Source organism: Mitsuaria sp. MSU3D (genome assembly GCF_056867975.1).
Genome location: NZ_CP200314.1, coordinates 5,551,504 through 5,570,657, shown reverse-complemented (window position 1 = coordinate 5,570,657; position 19,154 = coordinate 5,551,504). Strand labels below are relative to the sequence as shown.

General features: G+C 69.3%; 18 protein-coding genes. 2 read left to right on the top strand and 16 right to left on the bottom strand.

Translation table 11 applies throughout. From position 1 onward, the window contains the following. Positions 1-39: 39 nt before the first annotated feature. The 14 genes from AC1VNM_RS24495 to trpE all read right to left on the bottom strand — a co-directional run bounded on the left by AC1VNM_RS24495 (position 40) and on the right by trpE (position 15,046). Positions 40-1,113, bottom strand: coding sequence for an acyltransferase family protein (locus AC1VNM_RS24495; protein ID WP_483108646.1), 1,074 nt, complete (start codon positions 1,111-1,113; stop codon positions 40-42). 19 nt (positions 1,114-1,132) lie between these two features. Further along, a complete protein-coding gene (locus tag AC1VNM_RS24490; protein WP_483108645.1) occupies positions 1,133-1,927 on the bottom strand; it encodes a glycoside hydrolase family 16 protein in 795 nt (264 codons plus the stop codon). A gap of 224 nt (positions 1,928-2,151) precedes the next feature. Then, positions 2,152-3,492 (bottom strand): MFS transporter, encoded by a 1,341-nt coding sequence (locus AC1VNM_RS24485; RefSeq protein ID WP_483108644.1) that lies wholly within the window; start codon positions 3,490-3,492, stop codon positions 2,152-2,154. A gap of 52 nt (positions 3,493-3,544) precedes the next feature. Continuing rightward, positions 3,545-5,026, bottom strand: coding sequence for a beta-N-acetylhexosaminidase (gene nagZ, locus AC1VNM_RS24480; protein WP_483108643.1), 1,482 nt, complete (start codon positions 5,024-5,026; stop codon positions 3,545-3,547). Positions 5,027-5,120: 94 nt separating this feature from the next. Further along, positions 5,121-6,131 carry an SIS domain-containing protein gene (locus AC1VNM_RS24475; RefSeq protein ID WP_377161612.1) on the bottom strand — a complete coding sequence of 337 codons (1,011 nt, stop codon included), beginning with the start codon at positions 6,129-6,131 and terminating at the stop codon, positions 5,121-5,123. Next, positions 6,121-7,341 carry an N-acetylglucosamine-6-phosphate deacetylase gene (gene nagA / locus AC1VNM_RS24470; protein ID WP_483108642.1) on the bottom strand — a complete coding sequence of 407 codons (1,221 nt, stop codon included), beginning with the start codon at positions 7,339-7,341 and terminating at the stop codon, positions 6,121-6,123. Before nagA ends, AC1VNM_RS24475 begins: the two co-directional genes overlap by 11 nt. Next, the gene (locus tag AC1VNM_RS24465) at positions 7,338-8,081 is read right to left on the bottom strand and encodes a GntR family transcriptional regulator (protein WP_431101393.1); all 744 of its coding nucleotides are present in this window, start codon (positions 8,079-8,081) and stop codon (positions 7,338-7,340) included. The genes nagA and AC1VNM_RS24465 overlap by 4 nt, the downstream gene beginning before the upstream one ends. 14 nt (positions 8,082-8,095) lie before the next feature. After that, positions 8,096-9,040, bottom strand: a complete 945-nt coding sequence (locus tag AC1VNM_RS24460; protein ID WP_377158140.1) for a glucosamine kinase nucleotide-binding domain-containing protein — start codon at positions 9,038-9,040, stop codon at positions 8,096-8,098. Positions 9,041-9,215: 175 nt separating this feature from the next. Beyond that, positions 9,216-9,917 carry a uracil-DNA glycosylase gene (locus tag AC1VNM_RS24455; RefSeq protein WP_483108641.1) on the bottom strand — a complete coding sequence of 234 codons (702 nt, stop codon included), beginning with the start codon at positions 9,915-9,917 and terminating at the stop codon, positions 9,216-9,218. 39 nt (positions 9,918-9,956) lie between these two features. Further along, positions 9,957-10,748 carry an indole-3-glycerol phosphate synthase TrpC gene (gene trpC / locus AC1VNM_RS24450; RefSeq protein WP_377158143.1) on the bottom strand — a complete coding sequence of 264 codons (792 nt, stop codon included), beginning with the start codon at positions 10,746-10,748 and terminating at the stop codon, positions 9,957-9,959. Positions 10,749-10,828: 80 nt separating this feature from the next. After that, positions 10,829-11,869 (bottom strand): anthranilate phosphoribosyltransferase, encoded by a 1,041-nt coding sequence (trpD, locus tag AC1VNM_RS24445; RefSeq protein ID WP_483108640.1) that lies wholly within the window; start codon positions 11,867-11,869, stop codon positions 10,829-10,831. A gap of 13 nt (positions 11,870-11,882) precedes the next feature. After that, positions 11,883-12,953: a low-specificity L-threonine aldolase gene (ltaE, locus tag AC1VNM_RS24440; protein ID WP_377158147.1), complete on the bottom strand. Its 1,071-nt coding sequence runs from the start codon at positions 12,951-12,953 to the stop codon at positions 11,883-11,885. Continuing rightward, on the bottom strand, positions 12,950-13,534 hold the full coding sequence (locus tag AC1VNM_RS24435; RefSeq protein WP_377158149.1) for an anthranilate synthase component II: 585 nt from the start codon (positions 13,532-13,534) through the stop codon (positions 12,950-12,952). Before AC1VNM_RS24435 ends, ltaE begins: the two co-directional genes overlap by 4 nt. A 27-nt stretch (positions 13,535-13,561) precedes the next feature. Beyond that, the gene (trpE, locus tag AC1VNM_RS24430) at positions 13,562-15,046 is read right to left on the bottom strand and encodes an anthranilate synthase component I (RefSeq protein ID WP_483108639.1); all 1,485 of its coding nucleotides are present in this window, start codon (positions 15,044-15,046) and stop codon (positions 13,562-13,564) included. Positions 15,047-15,425: 379 nt separating this feature from the next. On the opposite strand from trpE, the gene AC1VNM_RS24425 reads away from it, so the two are divergent. Continuing rightward, on the top strand, positions 15,426-16,106 hold the full coding sequence (locus AC1VNM_RS24425) for a chalcone isomerase family protein (RefSeq protein WP_483108638.1): 681 nt from the start codon (positions 15,426-15,428) through the stop codon (positions 16,104-16,106). A gap of 45 nt (positions 16,107-16,151) precedes the next feature. Here the strand turns inward: AC1VNM_RS24425 and gph are convergent, their stop codons facing one another. Together gph and AC1VNM_RS24415 are read right to left on the bottom strand one after the other, a co-directional pair. Beyond that, positions 16,152-16,811, bottom strand: a complete 660-nt coding sequence (gene gph / locus AC1VNM_RS24420) for a phosphoglycolate phosphatase (RefSeq protein WP_483108637.1) — start codon at positions 16,809-16,811, stop codon at positions 16,152-16,154. Positions 16,812-16,831: 20 nt separating this feature from the next. Continuing rightward, positions 16,832-17,764, bottom strand: coding sequence for a LysR family transcriptional regulator (locus AC1VNM_RS24415; protein ID WP_483108636.1), 933 nt, complete (start codon positions 17,762-17,764; stop codon positions 16,832-16,834). Positions 17,765-17,920: 156 nt separating this feature from the next. Here AC1VNM_RS24415 and AC1VNM_RS24410 point away from each other — a divergent pair, with 156 nt between their 5' ends. Next, positions 17,921-19,030, top strand: coding sequence for an alkene reductase (locus tag AC1VNM_RS24410; protein WP_483108635.1), 1,110 nt, complete (start codon positions 17,921-17,923; stop codon positions 19,028-19,030). Positions 19,031-19,154: the final 124 nt, after the last annotated feature.

The window sequence follows — 19,154 nt, the reverse complement described above, 5'->3', positions numbered from 1 at the left end:
CCGGATTCTCCGTCCGCGCGCCGGACGGCGCGTCGGGGTTCACACCTTGATGTAGATGCGTCGGGCGTCGAGCACGCGCACGATCGCCCACCAGACGGCGACGAACACCAGCGCGAAGGCGAGTGAGCGCCCATGCGGCCCGACGAGCGGCTCCAGCCAGCCGAAGCCGTGCGCATAGACCGGGGCCATCCAGCCGAAGCCGACGAGCGCGACGGTGCAGCACCACGCGCCGGCGTAGGCGGCGATCGCGTTGACGCCGAAGCTGCGGAACAGTGGTGGCCAGCCGAGGCGATCGATCAAACCGTGTGCGCCGAGCAATGCCAGCGCGGCGAGACCGCCGGTGAAGAGGACGAACGAGGGCGTCCACAGGTTCTTGTTGATCGGCATCAGCCCGATCGCGTCGAGCGCGAAGCCCGCCGCGGCGGCCGTGAGGCCGATGGTCGCGAGCTGCTTCAACGCGCCGGTGCGCAGCGCCTCGCCGCAACGCCAGCCGAGCAGCGTGGTCGCGAGCGCGCCCAGCGTGGCGACGATGCCCTCGGGATCGTGGCCGAGGCCGGTGGCCGCGTCCCATTCATAGCCATGAGGCCCCAGCAACCACGCATCGATGCGGCTGGCGATGTTGCCCGCCTTGTCGAGCGGACCGCCCCACAGCAGCAACGCGCCATAGCCGAAGAGCAGCGCCGCGATCCAGACGCGCTGCCCGGTCGCGCGCCACTGGATCGCGATCAATCCGGTGAGCGCGAAGCATAGGCCGATCCGCTGCAGCACGCCGGGAATGCGCAGGGCCGGTTTGCCCATCACGAGCCAGGCCAGCACGTGCAACGCCAGACCGAGCACCAGGATGCGCAGCGCGCGCTTGACCACGGTGCCCCGCAGCGCATCGCCGCCGTCCGCCTCGATCCGCGCGCCCATCGCGAGCGACAGCGACACGCCCACGATGAACAGGAAGAACGGGAACACGAGGTCGGTGGGAGTCCAGCCGTTCCAGGCCGCGTGCTCCAGCGGCGCGTAGACGTAGCCCCAGTCGCCGGGGTTGTTGACCAGCAGCATCGCGGCAACGGCCAGACCGCGCAGCGCGTCGACGGACGCGATGCGTTTCGAGGGAGCGTTCATGGGAATGAGGTCGGAAGGATCAGAAGTCGCAGCGGCTCTCGAGCGCCGGCTCGGCGGCAGGCACCTGATCGAGGCGCGCAACGCCGCCGGCACGCCAGTGCTTCACCTGCGCCTCCACCTGGGCGGGGCTCAGCACGGTGTCCTTCGCGTGGAAGACCCAGTCGACGTCCTCTTCGTACACGCGCGGTGGTCCGCCCGCTGGCCCCTGCGGAAGAGGCCCCTCCGGCGAGAACCACAGGTTGAAGTTGATCGACATCGGCACCACCGGGTAGTTCCGCCCGCCGTGCTGGTCGATCTTGCGGCCGTCGATGAACCAGTGCGTGCGGCCGTCGGCGACCTGCATGACCAGCGTGTGCCAGTCCTTGCCAGGCGCCCCCAGCGCGCCAAACTCTTCATGCTGCTGGTTGAAGGCGAGCCAAGGGTCCAGCCGCACCGTCTGCCAGGTGATGCCGTAGATCCGCGTCTTCTCGCTGCCCCAGCCGCCGTTGGGCAGATACTCCCAGTCGAGCTCGCTGAACTCGGGATCGAAGTCGTGCTTCAGCGGGCTCACCACGTAGAAGGTCTGGATCACCGGATCGCCGTCGGCACCACTCACCGGCTGATCGCTGAAGCGCACGCGCGCGGCGTAGGTCCCGGCGAGGTACTTGCGCTGGTGGCAGACCTGCACCTGCGTCGTGCCCGCGCCGGTGCCGTCCGTCGTGCCGCGCAAACGCAGCTTGCCGTCGAAGACGCTCAACGCCTCCGGCGACCAGCGCGCGCCCGGCAACCCCGGATGACCGGCCGCGTTGCGCGCCGTCCATCCCTGCTTGAACATCGCCGCCGTATCAGCGTAGCTGAAGTCGTCGAAGAAGAACTGCGGGGGGGCAGCTTGAGCGCCCGTTGTCGCAATGAGCGTCGCGGCGACCGCCCACCTGAGAAGGCCTGAGCGCTGGCCGCCAGTGCATGGGGCCTTGGCGGCAAGCGCCAAAACCCCAAGCACAGCCGTCCCCGACGACTGCCGTCCTGCAACGGATTTGCTACCGAGGACTTCGTGGGCGTTCATGTCGCGCTTTCGATCGGGGTCGGCGCATTGCCGTTGCTCTTGTCCTTGTCCTTCTCCTTCTTGCCGGGCATGTGGACGAAGAGCAGCAGGATCAGCGCCGGCACTCCGCAACCAATCGTCCACAGGAAGAAGTGCTCGTAACCCATCGCGATCTGGATGTCGCCGCTGATCGTCTTCGACAGGATGAAACCCAGCTGCATCACGCCGGAACCCAGCGCGTAATGCGCCGTCTGGTACTTGCCCGGCGCCACGGCTTGCATGATGAACAGGATCATCCCGACGAAACCGAAGCCGTAACCCAGCATCTCGATCGCCACGGCGGCACCGACATGCCACAGGTCCGCCGGCATCGTGACCGCCAGGTAGTAGAAGGTCGCGTTCGGCACCGCCATCGCCACGATCAGGAACGGCATCGCGCGACGCAGGCTCAGCCAGCTCGTGAAGTAACCGCCGACGATGCTCCCGACCAGGAACGCCGCCGTGCCCACGGTGCCGTAGATGCCGCCGACCTGCTCCGTCGTCAGACCCAGGCCACCCTTCTCGCGCGGTTCGATCAGGAACAAGGGACCGATCGTCTGCACCTGACCCTCGGCAAAACGGAACATCACGATGAACAGGATCATCAGCCAGATGCCCGGCTTCTTCAGGAAATCGGCGATCACCTCGCGCAGGGTCTGCCACACGCCCTCGACGGTGAGATCGCCGTGATCGGTGTTGAGCGTGCCGGGCAAGGCATAGGCGTTGTAGCTGGCCAGCACGAACAGCAGCACCGCCAGCATCGCGAAGATCACCGACCAGGCGTTCATCACGCCGATGCCGCGCTCCAGATGCCCCGCCAGCACGAGCAGTCCGCCAAGCGTCAGGAACTTCGAGGCATTGAAGAACGCACCCTGCCACCCGGCATAGGCCGCCTGCTGCCGGTCGTCGAGCGAGGCCATGTAGAGCCCGTCGCAGGCGATGTCATGCGTCGCCGACGCATAGGCCAGCAGGAACAGCACCGCGATGCTGGCCGCGAACCACATCGGCAGCTGCAGCGCCACCGCCATCAGGCCCAGTCCCACCGCGCCGGTGTACTGCCCGGCAACGACGATCAGCTTCTTGCTGCGCGCCAACTCCAGGAACGGGCTCCACAATGGCTTGAACGCCCAGGCCAGGCCGAGCAGCCCGGTCCACCGCGCGATCTGGTCGTTGGCGACGCCCATGTTCTTGAACATCAGGCCGGCGATCAGCATGACGACGAAGAACTGCATGCCCTGCACGAAGTACAGGCTGGACACCCAGCGGATGGGGCTGCGGTCGCTGCGCGTTGCGGCGGGGGGAATCTTCGAAGAGCTCATGGGGGAGGACCTCGGTGCGATGCGGTGCTGTGCGGGGCGGCGGGGACCGGCGTCAATCCAGCGTGACCGGCGACCGGCCGCCGGCCTCGCCGCGACCTTGCAGCCAGGCACCGAGCGCGCCCAGCGCGCCGTCGGCATAGCCCCAGCTGATCACCGTGGGGGCCGAGACATCCAGCGCCTGGAACGGATTCCACAGCACCAGGTGCAGGTCCGGCCGCCATGCGGCGGCGTTGGCGCCATAGCGTGCGCGGTGCGTGGACGCCACGATCGTGAAGCGGCCGTCGTCCGGCACGATGGACCAGTCGAGCGTCGCGATGTCGCCGAGCGAGACGAACTCGACATCGCCGTAGCCTTCGAACAGCGCGCGCACCTGCGCGCCGGTCGGGCCGGCCTCGGACACGCCGTCGGTTGGCACCTCGTCCTGCACCAGCACGCGGATCGGCCGTTCGATCGCCGGCGGCTTCGCGCCGCGCAGCGCACTCAGACCCGCGGCCCAGGCGCGGCGCATCAGCACGTCGTCGGCCTCGCGCTGCGCGCCTCGGTAGTCATCGACGCGGATGGGGTAATCACGCGCCAGCTTGTCCAGCCGCGCCTCGGCCTGACGGCCGCGCTCAACGCTCAGGGTCCCGCGCGTCAACGCGTCCTGCAACGCGTGGATCGCCTGCGCCTGCTCGTCCAGCGAGCCCTGCGCCAGGATCATGTCGGCGCCGGCGTTGATCGCCAGCACCGCGGCCTTCGCAAAGCCGTAGCGCTCGGCGATGGCTTTCATCATCAGCGCATCGGTGATGACGACGCCGTCGTAGCCGTACTCGTCGCGCAGGATGCCGCCCAGGATCGTCTTCGACAAGGTGGCGGGATATTGCGGGTCGATCTGCGGATAGACGATGTGTGCCGTCATGATCGACGGCGCCACGTCGCGCAGCGCCTGGAAGGGCTTGAGTTCGAGCGCGTCCAGCTCGGCGCGGGACTTCTCGACCGTCGGCAGGTCCAGGTGCGAGTCGACGTGCGTGTCGCCGTGCCCCGGGAAGTGCTTGATGCAGCAGGCGACGCCCGCCGCCATCGAGCCCTTCATCCACGCGCCGGCCAGGCGCGTGACGGTGTCCGCGGTCTCGCCGAAGCTGCGCTCGGCGATCACCGGGTTGGCCGGGTTGTTGTTGATGTCGGTGACCGGCGCGAAGTTCCAGTTGATGCCGATGCCGCGCAGCCCGCGCGCCACCGCCGCGCCGACCTGCTCGGCCAGGCCTTCGTCACCCGCCGCGCCCAGTGCCATCGCCGACGGCGGCTGCGGCAGGAAGGTCGCCCGCACGACGGAGCCGCCCTCCTGGTCGAGCCCGATCAGCGCATCCGCGCCCATCGCGTCGCGCAGGTCCCGCGTGAGCTGGCGGACCTCCGCCTCGGTGCCCAGGTTCTTGCGGAACAGGCACACCGCGCGGATCCGGTTGTCCCGCAGGAAGGCCGCGGTCGCCGCATCCAGCGTCTTGCCCTGGATGTCCACCATCACCAGCCGGCCCGGATGGAATGCTGTCTCGCTCATGTCGCTCTCTTCTGCCTGGCCCGCGGGTCGACGGCTGGGTAATTCGGATGGATCGCGGAAGTCCGCGGAGGCCCGGCGGCGCCGGGCCCGTCCCTCAATGCGTCTTGGTGACCTTGGCCAGATGCCGCGGCTGGTCGGGGTTCAGGCCCCGCGCCTGCGCCAGCGCCTCGACCATCGGATAGAAGCTCTGCACCGCCGCGATCGGATCGAGGTCCTCGTTGCCGGTGCAGGTCAGCGGCAGCTCGGCGCCCGGCGTGCCCTCCGGCGCCGCCAGCAGCACGCGCGCGCCACGGCCGCGCATCTCCTCGGCCAGCGCCAGCAGACCGGCCTGCGCGGGACCGCGCGGCGCGAACACCAGCAGCGGATAGCCCTCGTCCACCAGAGCCATCGGACCATGCTTCACTTCCGCGCCGGAGAAGGCCTCGGCCTGGATGCCGCAGGTCTCCTTGAACTTCAGCGCCGCTTCCAGCGCGATCGGCAGCGAGGTGCCGCGGCCGATGACGAACAGCTTGTCCGCGCCCTTGAGCACGTCGACCGCCACGTCCCAGCGCTGCTTCGCGGCCTGCTCCATCGCCTGCGGCAGGGTCTGCAGCGCGGCGGACAGGTCCTCGTCGCCCTGCCAGGCGGCCACGACGCGCGCGCCCGCCACCAGCTGCGCGATGTAGCTCTTGGTCGCGGCGACGCTCTGCTCGACGCCGGCATGCAGGCGGAACACGTACTCGGCGGCAGCCTCCAGCGGCGAGCCGTCGGCGTTCACGAACGCCACCGTGCGCGCGCCGTTGGCGCGGAAGTACTGCGTCGGCGAGACCAGGTCCGGGCTCTGGCCCGATTGCGAGAACGCGAACGACACCAGCCCCTGGCTCTCGATCTTGCTCTGGTACAGCGTGATCAGCGACATCGGCAGCGAGGTCACCAGCCGGCCCAGCCGCGCCATCACGAGGTAGGCGAGGTAATGGGACGCGTGGTCCGAACTGCCGCGTGCGATCGTCAGCAGCGAGGTCGGCGGCTGCTCGCGCAGCGCGTTGCCCAGCGAGGCATAAGCGTTCTGATCAGCGGCCAGTTGACGGGCCACCACCTGCGGCGCGCTCAGCGCCTCATCCAGCATTCGCGAGGTCAATTGCTTCTCCTTCAACGACCACGCACTGCAACTGCAAGCCACGGTCCATCACCACGAAATCCGCCCAGGCGCCCGGCGCCAGACGGCCCCGATCGTCCAGACCCAAATAATCCGCCGCGTTCGTCGAGACGCGCTTCGACGCGTCCTCGATCGGCAGGCCCAGTTTCAGCACCAGGTTGCGCAGCGCCTGGTCCATCGTCAGCGTCGATCCCGCCAACGTGCCGTCGGGCAGGCGCACGCCGCCGAGGCACTTGGTGACGCGGTGGCGGCCCAGGCGGTATTCGCCATCGGGCATGCCGGCGGCCGCCGTCGAATCGGTGACGCAGAACAGGTGCGGGATGCTGCGCAGCGCGACGCGGATCGCGCCCGGATGCACGTGCAGCAGGTCCGGAATGATCTCGGCGTACTGCGCGTGCGCCAGCGCGGCGCCGACCATGCCGGGCTCGCGGTGGTGCAGGCCCGTCATCGCATTGAACAGGTGGGTGAAGCCGCCGGCGCCGCGACCGAGCGCGGCCACGCCGTCCTCGTAGGTGCCCAGCGAATGGCCGATCTGGACCTGGAAGCCGGCCTCGCGCAACTGCGTGACGAGGTCGAGGTGCGCCGGCAGTTCCGGCGCCAGCGTGATCAGGCGGATCGGCGCGATCGCGTGCAGCTCGCGGATCTCGGCGATCGACGCGACCTTGGCGAAGTCCGGCTGCGCGCCGAGCTTGCCGGGATTGATGTACGGCCCTTCGAGGTGCACGCCCAGCACGCGCGCGCCGCCCTCGGGGCGCACGACGCAGAGCTCGGCCAGACCGCGCATCGCCTGCCGGATCTCGTCCAGCGGCGCGGTCATCGTCGTCGCGAGCAGCGAGGTGGTGCCGTGTGTCGCATGCAGCTTCGCGAGCTGCGCGGCGGCGTCGCCGCCTTCCATCGTGTCGCGGCCGGCGCCGCCGTGGACGTGGGTGTCGATGAAGCCGGGCAGGACGATCGGCAGGTCCTGCGCGCCGTGTCGAACCTCGTGCTCGGACACGGCGGTGCCGTCGATACGGACGATGCGACCGGCCCGGGGAAGCGCCGGGCCGCCCCAGGCGCCCGGGACCCCCTCGGGGGACGGGCTGGCCGCAGACCCGCCCTGGGGGCCGTTGTCAAATTCCAGCACACCGCGGATGAACCCGTCAGGTGTCAGTATGAATCCGTCGATGTGCTGGGTCGTCATCCGTCTCGCCTCATCTCCGCGACGAAGTCGTAGTAGTCGCTGCGGCAGTAGGAATGGGTGAGCTCCACGGCCTGACCCTGGTCGAGGTAGCCCACGCGGGTGATGAACAGCACCGCCTGTCCCACCGGCACCTGCAGCAGGCCGGCCAGACGCGAGTCCGCATTGATGGCGCGGATGTGCTGCAGCGCGCGCACCGGCGCGCCGCCGTGCTGGGCGAGGTGCTCGTACAGCGAGGACTCGACCTGCTGCGGATCGGGCAGCACGGCCTCGGGCAGGACCGAGAGCTCATAGGCCATGACCACGGCATCCGCCAGGCGCAGGCGCTCCAGGCGCGCGACGCGTTGGCCGGTCGTCAGGCCGAGCGAGAGCTGCTCATCCGGCGCCGCCATGGCGAAGCCGCGCGTCAGCCAGCGGCTGCTGGGCTTGAAGCCGCGCTGGTGGAGTTCCTCGGAGAAGCTGGTCAGGCGCGACAGCGGCTGCTCCAGCTTGGGCGCGATGTAGTTGCCCGAGCCGCGCTTGCGCACGATCAGGCCCTGTTCGACGAGGCGGTCGATCGCCTTGCGGGCGGTGACGCGCGAGAGGTCGAGCGACTCCGAGAGCACGCGCTCCGACGGCAGGGCCTCGTCGGCCTGGTACTGGCCTTCGCGGATCGCTTGCGCCAGCTTGTGGGCCAGCTGCATGTACAGCGGCGACGCGGCGGCGGGGTCAGGCTTGAACTGGAAGGGCAGCTTGGTGCTCATCGGGCTTCTCGTCTTCAACGGGGGTCGGAGAGAGCGCCGCGGACCAGCCGCAGCGCGCCGTCGGCCGAGTCGCCCTGGGGCGACACGCAACGGGCCCGAATGTTGCCTGAGAAAAGCGCGGCGAGCCGCTGCGCCACGCTGCCCGCGAGCGACAGCGGCAGTTGCCGCGCCGGGTCGAGCGCGAGCGCGAGCTGCTCCAACTCCGCAACCGCCTGCGCGACGAGCGCCGCGGCGGCGGGATCGGATTCCGCCTGCTCGAACACGAGCGGCGCCAGCTGCGCGTACGCGTGCTGGCCGGCCTGGGCGACCCAGGCGTTGATCGCATCGCGGTCCTGGTCGTTGCCGCATCCGGCGGCGGCCCACACGGCGCGGGCCAGCGGGCCGGCGTCGACGCGGCCGTCCATCGCCTTCTGCGCCAGCCGCATCGCCTGGATGCCGAGCCATGCGCCGCTGCCCTCGTCGCCGCCGATCCAGCCCCAGCCGCTGACGCAGACCAGTGAGCCGTCGGCGCGCAAGGCCTCGCCCACGGTGCCGGTGCCGGCCGCGATCACGCCGCCGGGCCGGCCCGCATGGGCGCCGATGACGGACGTGGTGCCGTCATTCACGAGTTCGATGTGGGCGTAGCCGGGCTGCTGCGCGATGAAGGCCTGCGCCTGCGCGGCGACGCCGGCGCCCGAGAGACCGAGGCCGATCGCCGTTTCGCCGAGCGGCAGACGCTCGATCCCTGCCTTGGCGGCCGCTTCCTGGACGGCCGTCTGGATGTGGCGCCAGGCCTGGGCGATGCCTTGCCCCAGGGCCGACGGCCCCGCCCATCCCTGTCCGAGCAGCTGTCCGTGGACATCGCTCAGCCGGACCCGCGTGCCGGTGCCCCCGCCATCCACTCCCACCAGGAAGCGGACGCCCGCGAAGCGCGGCTGCAGAGGTGCGGACCAGGCGTCCGCCAGGGGGTGGCTTGTCATGATTAATACCAGTTTAGTACCAAAAAACGCGCAGCGTCAATTGGTAGCGCACTGGACTTAACCCTGATGTCCGAGCCCCGTTCGGAGGGGCGTCGTGGTTATAACCACCAACGTACCAGTTATGGCTCTGCGGGAAATCGGGAGGACCACGTAGCAGACGATCTTGGCAGAACCCTCAATCCAGGGACCAGCCGAGCTCGATGCCCTGGCCTCGGAGCCAGTCGCTTGCGGTGGAGAAGTGGCCGCAGCCGATGAAAGGTGCGGGACCACGCGTGGCGGAGAGCGGCGAGGGATGGTTGGCCTGCAGCACCAGGTGCCGATGGCTCGCGGCCTCGATCAGCGGCGCCTTCGCCTGCGCATGAGCTCCCCAGAGGAGGTAGACCTTGGGGCCCAGGTCTTGCGCGGTCGCGGCGATGAGCGCGTCGGTCAGCGACTCCCAGCCCTTCTTCGCATGCGAGGCGGCGGCGCCGTCCTCGACCGTCAGGCTGGTGTTGAGCAGCAGCACGCCGCGCCGCGCCCACTCGCCGAGATGGCCCGACATCGCCGGCTGCTGCCCGAGATCGCGCTGCAGTTCCTTGAAGATGTTGCGCAGCGAGGGCGGCAGCTTCTCGCCCACCGGCACGGAGAACGAGAGCCCCTCCGCCTGCCCAGGCCCGTGGTACGGGTCCTGGCCGACGATGACGACCTTGACGTTCGTCAGCGGCGTGAGGCGCAGCGCGCGCAACGGATCGGGCGGATAGATCACCGCGCCCTCGGCGAGGCGGGCCTTCAGCAAGGCCTCGATGCGCCGGCCGTCGGCGCTGTCGCGCCAGGCGTCGATGAGGGGCTGCCAGCCGTCACCGGCCGACCAGTCGAGGGTCTTGAGCGTCGCAGTCATCGGCAATGGGCGTTCTTCATCAGGACGGGCAGCGATCCATCAGCGGAACAGCGCCGACAGCGCCGCGCCCGGATCGGGCGCGCGCATGAAGGCCTCGCCGACGAGGAAGGCATGGACCCGCGCGTCGCGCATGCGCTGCACGTCGGCGGGGCCGAGGATGCCGGACTCCGTCACCAGCAGACGATCCGCCGGCACGTGCTTCAGCAGTCCGAGCGTCGTGTCCAGCGTGACCTCGAAGGTCTTCAGGTTGCGGTTGTTGATGCCGACCATCGGGGTCTTCAGGCGCAACGCACGCTCGAGTTCCGCGCCGTCATGGACCTCGACCAGCACGTCCAGGCCGAGGCCCAGCGCGCAGTCCTCGAGCTCGGCCATCAAGCCGTCGTCCAGGCTCGCCGCGATCAGCAGGATGCAGTCGGCGCCCATCGCGCGGGCTTCGTAGACCTGGTACGGATCGATCATGAAGTCCTTGCGCAGCACCGGCAGCGCGCACGCCGCGCGGGCCTGCTTCAGGAACTCGATCGAGCCCTGGAAGTGCGGCGCATCGGTCAGCACGCTCAGGCAGGCCGCACCGTGCTGCTCGTAGCTGCGGGCGATGTCGGCGGGACGGAAGTCCTCGCGCAGCACGCCCTTGCTCGGGCTGGCCTTCTTGACCTCGGCGATGACGCCGCTGCGGCCGTCGGCGATCTTGGCGCGCAGCGCCTTCACGAAGCCGCGCGTCGGCTCGGCGCGGGATTCGGCTTCAGCGCGCAGCGCGGCGAGCGGCACGCGCGCCTGCGCCGCGGCGACTTCCTCGCGCTTGACGGCGTTGATGCGATCCAGGATGTCAGACATACGACTCTCACTTCATGCCGGCGCGAGGGCCGGGCGCTACCGCGGCGAGGCCCGATCGGCCCTGCCGCGTCTCGGACCTCTCAGGCTTGCGCGGCGGCCTGCCGCTGCGTCTCGGCCACGAACTGATCCAGCTTCGCGCGTGCGGCGCCGGACTCGATCGCGACTCGCGCCTTGGCGATGCCGTCGGCGATCGACTCGACCACGTTGGCCGCATACAGCGTCGCGCCCGCGTTCAGCAGCACGATGTCGCGCGCCGCGCCGGGCTCGTTGCCGAGCACGCCCAGCAGCACCTGGCGGCTCTCTTCCGGCCCGCCGACGCGCAGGTTGCGGCTCGCGACCATGGGCATGCCGAAGTCCTCGGGATGGATCTCGTACTCGCGGATCTCGCCGTTCCTCAGCTCGCCGACCAGCGTCGCCGCGCCCAGCGAGATCTCATCCATGTTGTCCTTGCCGTAGACGACCACCGCGTGCTGCGCGCCCAGGCGCTGCATCACGCGGACCTGGATGCCGACGAGGTCCGGATGGAACACGCCCATCAGGATGTTGGGCGCGTCGGCCGGGTTGGTCAGCGGTCCCAGGATGTTGAAGATCGTGCGCACGCCGAGTTCCTTGCGGACGGGCGCGATGTTCTTCATCGCCGGATGATGGTTGGGCGCGAACATGAAACCGATGCCGGTCTTGCGGACGCACTCGGCGACCGCCTGCGGCGGCAGCGACAGCGTCACGCCGAGGGCCTCCAGCACGTCCGCGCTGCCGGTCTTGGACGACACGCTGCGATTGCCGTGCTTGGCGACCTGCGCGCCGGCCGCGGCCGCGACGAACATCGAGCAGGTCGAGATGTTGAACGTGTGCGCGCCGTCGCCGCCGGTGCCGACGACGTCGACCAGATACGGCCCGGGCTCGATCGGCACCTTGACGGAGAACTCGCGCATCACCTGCGCGGCGGCGGTGATCTCGCCGATGGTTTCCTTCTTGACCCGCAGGCCGATCAGGATCGCCGCGGCGGTGACCGGCGAGATGTCGCCGCTCATGATGCGGCGCATCAGCGCCAGCATCTCGTCGTGGAAGATCTCGCGGTGCTCGATGACGCGGGTCAGCGCCTCGTTGTCGGTGATGGGCATGGCGATCTCCCGCTCAGGCGTTGAAGAACCGGCGCGTCGCCGCGACCGCGCGATCGACGCCCGTGGCGTCCACGTCGAGATGGGTGACGAAGCGCAGCTTGTACAGGCCGGTCGTGAGCACGCCTTCCGACTTCAGATGCTCGACCAGCTTCGCCGCGATGCCCTTGTCGACGTCGCAGAACACGATGTTGGTCTGCGGCGCTTCGACCGTCAGACCCGGCAGTCCTTGCAGGCCTTCGGCAAGGCGTTTGGCCAGCGCATGGTCCTCGACCAGGCGCTTCACCTGGTGATCGAGCGCGTAGTGCGCCGCGGCCGCGAGCAGCCCGGCCTGGCGCATGCCGCCGCCGAGCATCTTGCGCCAGCGGTGCGCGCTCTTGATGAGCTCGCGCGAGCCGCACAGCACCGAACCGACCGGCGCGCCCAGGCCCTTGGAGAAGCAGACCGACACGCTGTCGAAGTGCGAGCAGATGCGCCTGGCCGCGTCGTACGGATCGCTCCCGTCGCGCGCGGCGACCGCGACCGCCGCGTTGAACAGGCGCGCGCCGTCGAGGTGGCGCGACAGGCCATGGCGCTTCGCCAGCTCGGACGCCGCGGCAAGGTAGTCCATCGGCAGCACCTTGCCGCCGATCGTGTTCTCGAGCGCCAGCAGCCGGGTGCGCGCGAAGTGCGCGTCGTCGGGCTTGATGTTGGCCTCGATGTCGGCCAGCGGCAGCGAGCCGTCCGGCGCGTGGTTCAGCGGTTGCGGCTGGATCGAGCCCAGCACCGCGGCGCCGCCGCCTTCCCAGCGGTAGGTGTGGGCGAACTGGCCGACGATGTACTCGTCGCCGCGCTGGCAGTGCGCCATCAACGCGCAGAGGTTGCTCTGCGTGCCGGTGGGCATGAACAGCGCCGCCTCGAAGCCGAGCCGCTCCGCCAGCGCCGCCTGCAGCGCGTTGACGCTCGGATCGTCGCCGAAGACGTCGTCGCCCAGCGCCGCGGCCGCCATCGCCGCGCGCATCCCGGCGGTCGGCTGCGTGACGGTGTCGCTGCGCAGATCGACGAGGTCTGCGCGGGGGTGCGAGGCCGTGTTCGTGCTCGTGTTCATCGTGCCAACTCCAGGAAGTTCTTGAGCATGGCGTGGCCGTGCTCCGAGAGGATGGATTCGGGATGGAACTGGACGCCTTCCAGCGGCGTCGCGGTGCCGGCCAGCGCGCGGTGACGCACGCCCATGATCTCGCCGTCCTCGCTGCGGGCGCTGATCTCCAGCGCCGCGGGCATCGTCGATTCCTCGATCGCCAGCGAGTGGTAGCGGATCACGTCGAAGCGCTCGGGCAGTCCGCTGAAGACGCCCTGCGTGTCGGTCGTGATCGTCGAGGACTTGCCGTGCATCTGCACCTTGGCGCGGATGATGTTGCCGCCCAGCGCGGCGCCGATGCTCTGGTGGCCCAGGCAGACACCCAGGATCGGCAGCTGGCCGATGAAGCGCTGGATCGCCGGCACGCAGACGCCCGCTTCCTTGGGCGTGCACGGGCCGGGCGAGAGCACCAGATGCGTCGGGTTCAGCGCCGCGATCCCGTCGAGCGTGATCTGGTCGTTGCGGACCGTCTTCACCTCGGCGCCGAGCTCGGCGAAGTACTGCACCAGGTTGAAGGTGAAGCTGTCGTAGTTGTCGATCATCAGCAGCATGTCGTTGCTCCTTCGTTCACTTCAGCTTCAGAAGCCTTCTTCGACCAGTTCCGCGGCGCGCAGCAGCGCGCGCGCCTTGGCCTCGGTCTCCTTCCATTCGAGCTCGGGCACCGAGTCCGCCACGATGCCCGCCGCCGCCTGCACGTACAGCACCTGGTCCATGACGATGCCGGTGCGGATCGCGATGGCCAGGTCCATGTCGCCGCCGAAGCTCAGGTAGCCGCAGGCGCCGCCGTAGATGCCGCGCTTGACGGGTTCGAGCTCGTCGATGATCTCCATTGCGCGGATCTTGGGCGCGCCCGACAAGGTGCCGGCGGGGAAGCTGGCGCGGAACACGTCCATGTTGCCGATGCCAGGTTTCAGGATGCCCTCGACGTTGCTGACGATGTGCATCACATGCGAGTAGCGTTCGACCGCGAAGGCGTCCGTCACCTTCACGCTGCCGGTCTGCGCGATGCGGCCGATGTCGTTGCGGGCCAGGTCGATCAGCATCAGGTGCTCGGCGCGTTCCTTCGGATCGGCCTTGAGCTCGACCTCGAGCGCCTGGTCCTGCTCCGGCGTGCCGCCGCGCGGACGCGTGCCGGCCAGCGGACGGATCGTGACCTTGCGGCCGTCGGGCGTCTGCTCCTGGCGCACCAGGATCTCGGGCGAGGCGCCGACGATCTGGAAGTCCCCCATGTCGTAGAAGTACATGTAGGGGCTGGGATTCAGCGAGCGCAACGCGCGGTAGAGGCTCAGCGGCGACTCGGTGTAGCGCTTCTTCAGCCGCTGGCCGAAGACGATCTGCATGCAGTCGCCGGCGGCGATGTAGGCCTTGGCCTTGTCGACGGAGGCGAGGAAGTCGGCCTTGGCGAACTCGCGCTCGACCGGATGCGCCTGCGCCCGCGCGACGCGCGGCGCGGCGACCGAGTAGCCCAGCTTGTCCTTCAGCTCGGTGAGGCGCTTCTTCGCCTTGAAGTAGGCCTCGGACTGACCAGGGTCGGCGTAGACGATCAGGTAGAGCTTGCCCGACAGGTTGTCGATGACGGCCAGCTCCTCGCACTGCAGCAGCATCACGTCGGGCGTCGGCAGGCCGCCGGGCGGGGTGGACCCGGCCAGGCGCGGTTCGATGTAGCGGACGGCGTCGTAGCCGAAGTAGCCGGCCAGTCCGCCGCAGAAGCGCGGCATGCCGGGTCGGAGCGCGACCTTGAAGCGCTGCTGGTAGGCCTCGATGAAGGCGAGCGGGTCGCCCTCGTGGGTCTCGATCACGGCGCCGTCGCGGATCACGCGGGTGACCGGCCCTTCGCTCTTCAGCACGGTGCGCGCGGGCAGGCCGATGAAGGAGTAGCGGCCGAAGCGCTCGCCCCCGACCACCGATTCCAGCAGGAAGCTGTGGCGGCCCGGGCCGTTGCCGGCGCAGAGCTTCAGGTAGAGCGAGAGCGGGGTCTCGAGATCCGCGAAGGCCTCGCTGATCAGCGGGATGCGGTTGTAGCCGTCGGCGGCCAGGCTCTGGAATTCCAGTTCGGTGATCACGTCGTCAAACCTCTCGTCGGTTGCGGCGTGTCGTCAGTGACGCAGGGCATCACGACGCGCGCGCAAGCGGTAACTCAGGTCGCCTGTTGGACCTGCCCCGTACGGTAGGGTGCAGAGGATGTGTGACGGTTCCCGCGTCCGGGGGATAGGGGTGGACGGCGGGTGGCAAGCATCAGGCGGCTTCAGGTGAAGTCGTGCCAGGATCGCCAGGGCCAGGCTCCCCGGTCGTTCGACCCCTTGATGTGCTTGCGCGTGATAAACATGGTGCGGACCAGTGTAGCAGGAGGATTCCCGGAGGCCCCGCTTCGGGTGCCTGGCGGATACTTCGCATCCAGAGCCGACCGTGGAGCCGGCCGACCCCTGGAGGGAAAGAGACAACATGTCCAAGCGCAAAGTCCTGAAGGCCGCGGGCGTGCTCGCGATCGCGATGCTGGCGCCGTTCGCGGCGTCGGCCCAGTCGACGCCCCCGGTCGCCTCCGCGGCCGCTGCGGCCACCGCGCCGATCGAGGTGGCCGGCGTCAAGTACGACGGCACCGTGGAGGTGGCCGGCCAGAAGCTGCTGCTCAACGGCGCGGGGATCCGCTACAAGGCGATCTTCAAGGTCTACACGGCCGGCCTCTACATGAACGCGAAGGCGACCACGCCGGAGGCCGTGCTGGCCAACAACGGGCCCAAGCGCATCCACATCCAGATGCTGCGCGACATCGACGGCGAGGAGCTGGGCAAGCTCTTCACCAAGGGCATGGAGCAGAACGCGTCGCGCGAGGAATTCGGACGGTCGATCTCCGGCGTGCTGCGCATGTCGGAGATCTTCGTGCAGAAGAAGAAGCTCAAGACGGGCGAGAGCTTCGGCGTGGACTACATCCCCGGGACGGGCACGGTGGTCTTCGTCAACGGCCAGTTGATCCCCGGCGACCCGATCAAGGGCGAGGACTTCTTCAACGTGCTGCTGAAGATCTGGCTGGGCAAGTCGCCGGCGGACAGCGACCTGAAGGTCGCGCTGCTCGGCGGCGCGAAGGCGGTGGCGAGCAACCGCAACGCGGCGGGCAGCGGGCGCTGAAGCGCCCCTCCTCCGAGCCCTTCCCCGGCGGCGCTTCCCGGACGCTCAGCCGAGCAGTTCGTCGAGCCGATCGATGTAGCGCTCCGCGGGCACCTCGCGGATCGGCTGCCCGTGGTTGTAGCCGTAGCTGACGAGCGCGATCGGGCAACCGGCGGCATGCGCGGCGCGGGCGTCGTTGCTGGAGTCGCCGATCATCCAGGTCGTCGCGGGCGCTGACCCGAGCGCCTCGCAGGTCTTGAGCAGCGGCATCGGATCGGGCTTCTTGCGCTCGAAGTCGTCGCCGCCGAAGACGCGGTCGAAGTAGCCGTCCAAGCCCTTGCGCTTGAGCAGCTCCCGCGCGAACGCGGCCGGCTTGTTGGTCAGGCAGGCCATCGGCAGGCCGAGCGCCTTCAGCGCGTCCAGCCCTTCGATCACGCCGGTGAACACGTCGGCGTGATCGCCGTTGAGCACCTCGTAGTGGCGCTGGTAGAGCGCCCAGGCCTGCTCGTAGTGTTCCTGAGGCGCGCCGGCTTCGGCGAGCACGCTGCGGATCAGATGCTCGCTGCCCTGCCCGATCGTGTGTTCGATGAAGTCGCGCTGGACGGCGGGCAGGGCCATGTCGGCCATCACGCGGTTCAGCACCGCGACGAAATCGCCCAGCGTGTCGACGAGCGTGCCGTCGAGGTCGAGCATGAAGGCGGTGGGAGTCGGATCGAGAGCGGGCATGCCGTCATCCTAGCCGCGCCTCACGCCTTCTTCGACGAAGCCACCTCGCCTTGCGCCGCCACCTCGGCCGCGACCTCCGCCACCAGCGCCCTCAACCACCGATGCGCCGGATCGTCCCGGTATCTGACGTGCCACGCGATCTCCACCGGGAAGGTGCCGAGGTCCACCGGCGACGGCAGCACCTTCAGACGCTTGTCGGAGGCCAGCTTGCGGCAGATCTGCGCCGGCAGCGTCGCACAGTAGTCCGTCACCGCGACGACCTCCGGCACCGCCAGGAAGTGCGTCACCGACACCGCGACCTCGCGCTTCAGGCCCTGCTTCTCCAGCGCCTGGAACAGCCCCACGCGCAACCGGCCCGGCGGCAGCACGTTCACGTGCTTGAGCTGCTCGTACTGCTTGCGCGTCAGCTTGCGATCCACGACCGGATGTCCGCGCCGCACGATGCACGCGAGCCCGTCCTCCATCACCTTCTGCACCACGAGGTTGTCCGGCGGCTCGACCACCCGGCCCAACACCATCGCCGTCGAGCCCGAGATCACGCCGGTCTCCGCCAGGTCGGTGCCGAACGGCGTCAGCCGCACCGCCATGTTCGGCGCCCGCTGCCGCAGCCGCGCGACGATCGCCGGTACCAGCACCAGCTCGACATAGCTGTTCGGCGCGAGCGTCACCAGCTGCGTCGACTTCCCCGGATCGAAGTCCTGCTGGCCGAGGATCGCCGCATCCAGGCTGGCCAGCGCGGCGGCAATGATCGGCGCGAGTTCCTCCGCCTTCTGCGTCGGCTGCATGCCGTAGCGCTCCCGGATGAAGAGCGGATCCATCAGCATCGCCCGCAACCGCGTCAGCGCGTTGGACAGCGCCGGCTGCGTGATGCCCAACCGCTGCGCCGCGCGGGTCACGCTGCGCTCCTCCATCACCGCCAGGAACACCGGCAGCAGGTTCAGGTCGTATCGCATCCAGCCATGTTGCCCGACGCATATCTGTTGTTCAACGGATAAATTGGATGAATGTGGCGCCGATGCCCAGACTTCGTCGTGTCATCGAGCCGCCGACACGATTCCTCCGACATCAGACGGCTCACCACGCTCCGACTCAACGTGAAAGGAACCGTCATGTCCACCCCCATCGCCGCCTCCGACCAAAAGCTCTTCACCCCCGGCCGCATCGGCGCGATCGAGGTCCGCAACCGCGTCGCGATGGCGCCGCTGACCCGCTCCCGCGCCAGCGCGGACGGCGTGCCGTCGCCGCTGGCCGTCGAGTACTACCGTCAACGCGCCTCCGCCGGGCTGATCGTGGCGGAGGCGACCAACATCTCCCGCCAGGGCCGCGGTTATGCGTGGACGCCGGGCATCTACACGCCCGAGCAGGTCGAGGCGTGGAAGCGCGTCACCGATGCCGTGCATGCCGACGGCGGCAAGATCGTGCTGCAGCTCTGGCACGTGGGCCGCATGTCGCATGTGAGCCTGCAGAAGGACGGCGCCGCGCCGGTCGCGCCGTCCGCCCTCCAGGCGGGCACGGTCGTCTTCACCGAGGCCGGCTTCGAGCCGCCGTCGGCGCCGCGCGCGCTGGCGCTGTCCGAGCTCCCCGGCCTGGTCGAGGACTACCGCCGCGCCGCGGTCAACGCGAAGCTCGCGGGCTTCGACGGCGTGGAGATCCACGCGGCCAACGGCTATCTGCTGGAGCAGTTCCTGCGCGACAGCACCAACCGTCGCACCGACCCGTACGGGGGATCGATCGAGAACCGTGCGCGCTTCGTGCTCGAAGTCGTGGATGCCGTGACCGAAGTGTGGGGCGCGGACCGCGTCGGCCTGCGCCTGTCGCCGCTGTCGACGGCGATCGGCGATACGCCGATCGACAGCACGCCGGCCGAGACCCACGGCTACCTGGCCCGTAAGCTCGGCGAGCGGGGACTGGCCTATCTCCACGTCGTGGAGGGTCAGCTGCATGCCGGCAACGGCGCCGATGCCTTCGACGTGGAAGCGCTGCGATACGCCTTTGGCGGCGCCTACATCGCCAACAACGGCTACGACCGCCAGCGCGCGTTGAATGCCACGTCCTCAGGTCACGCGGACATGGTCGCCTTCGGCAAGCCCTTCATCGGGAACCCGGATCTGGTCGAGCGTCTGAAGGGCAACCTGCCGTTGTTCGATGCGCCGCAGTCGGCGTACTTCGGCGGCGGCGCGGAGGGCTACACGCAGTTCAGCGAGCAAGCTGCCGCGTAGTCCGTCAGTTCATGCGTGAGGCTGCTGGCCCTCACCCCTGCCCTCTCCCGCAAGCGGGAGAGGGAGTCCAGCCGGTTCGACTCGTGGCGCTGGCTCCTCTTGCTCCCTCTCCCGCTTGCGGGAG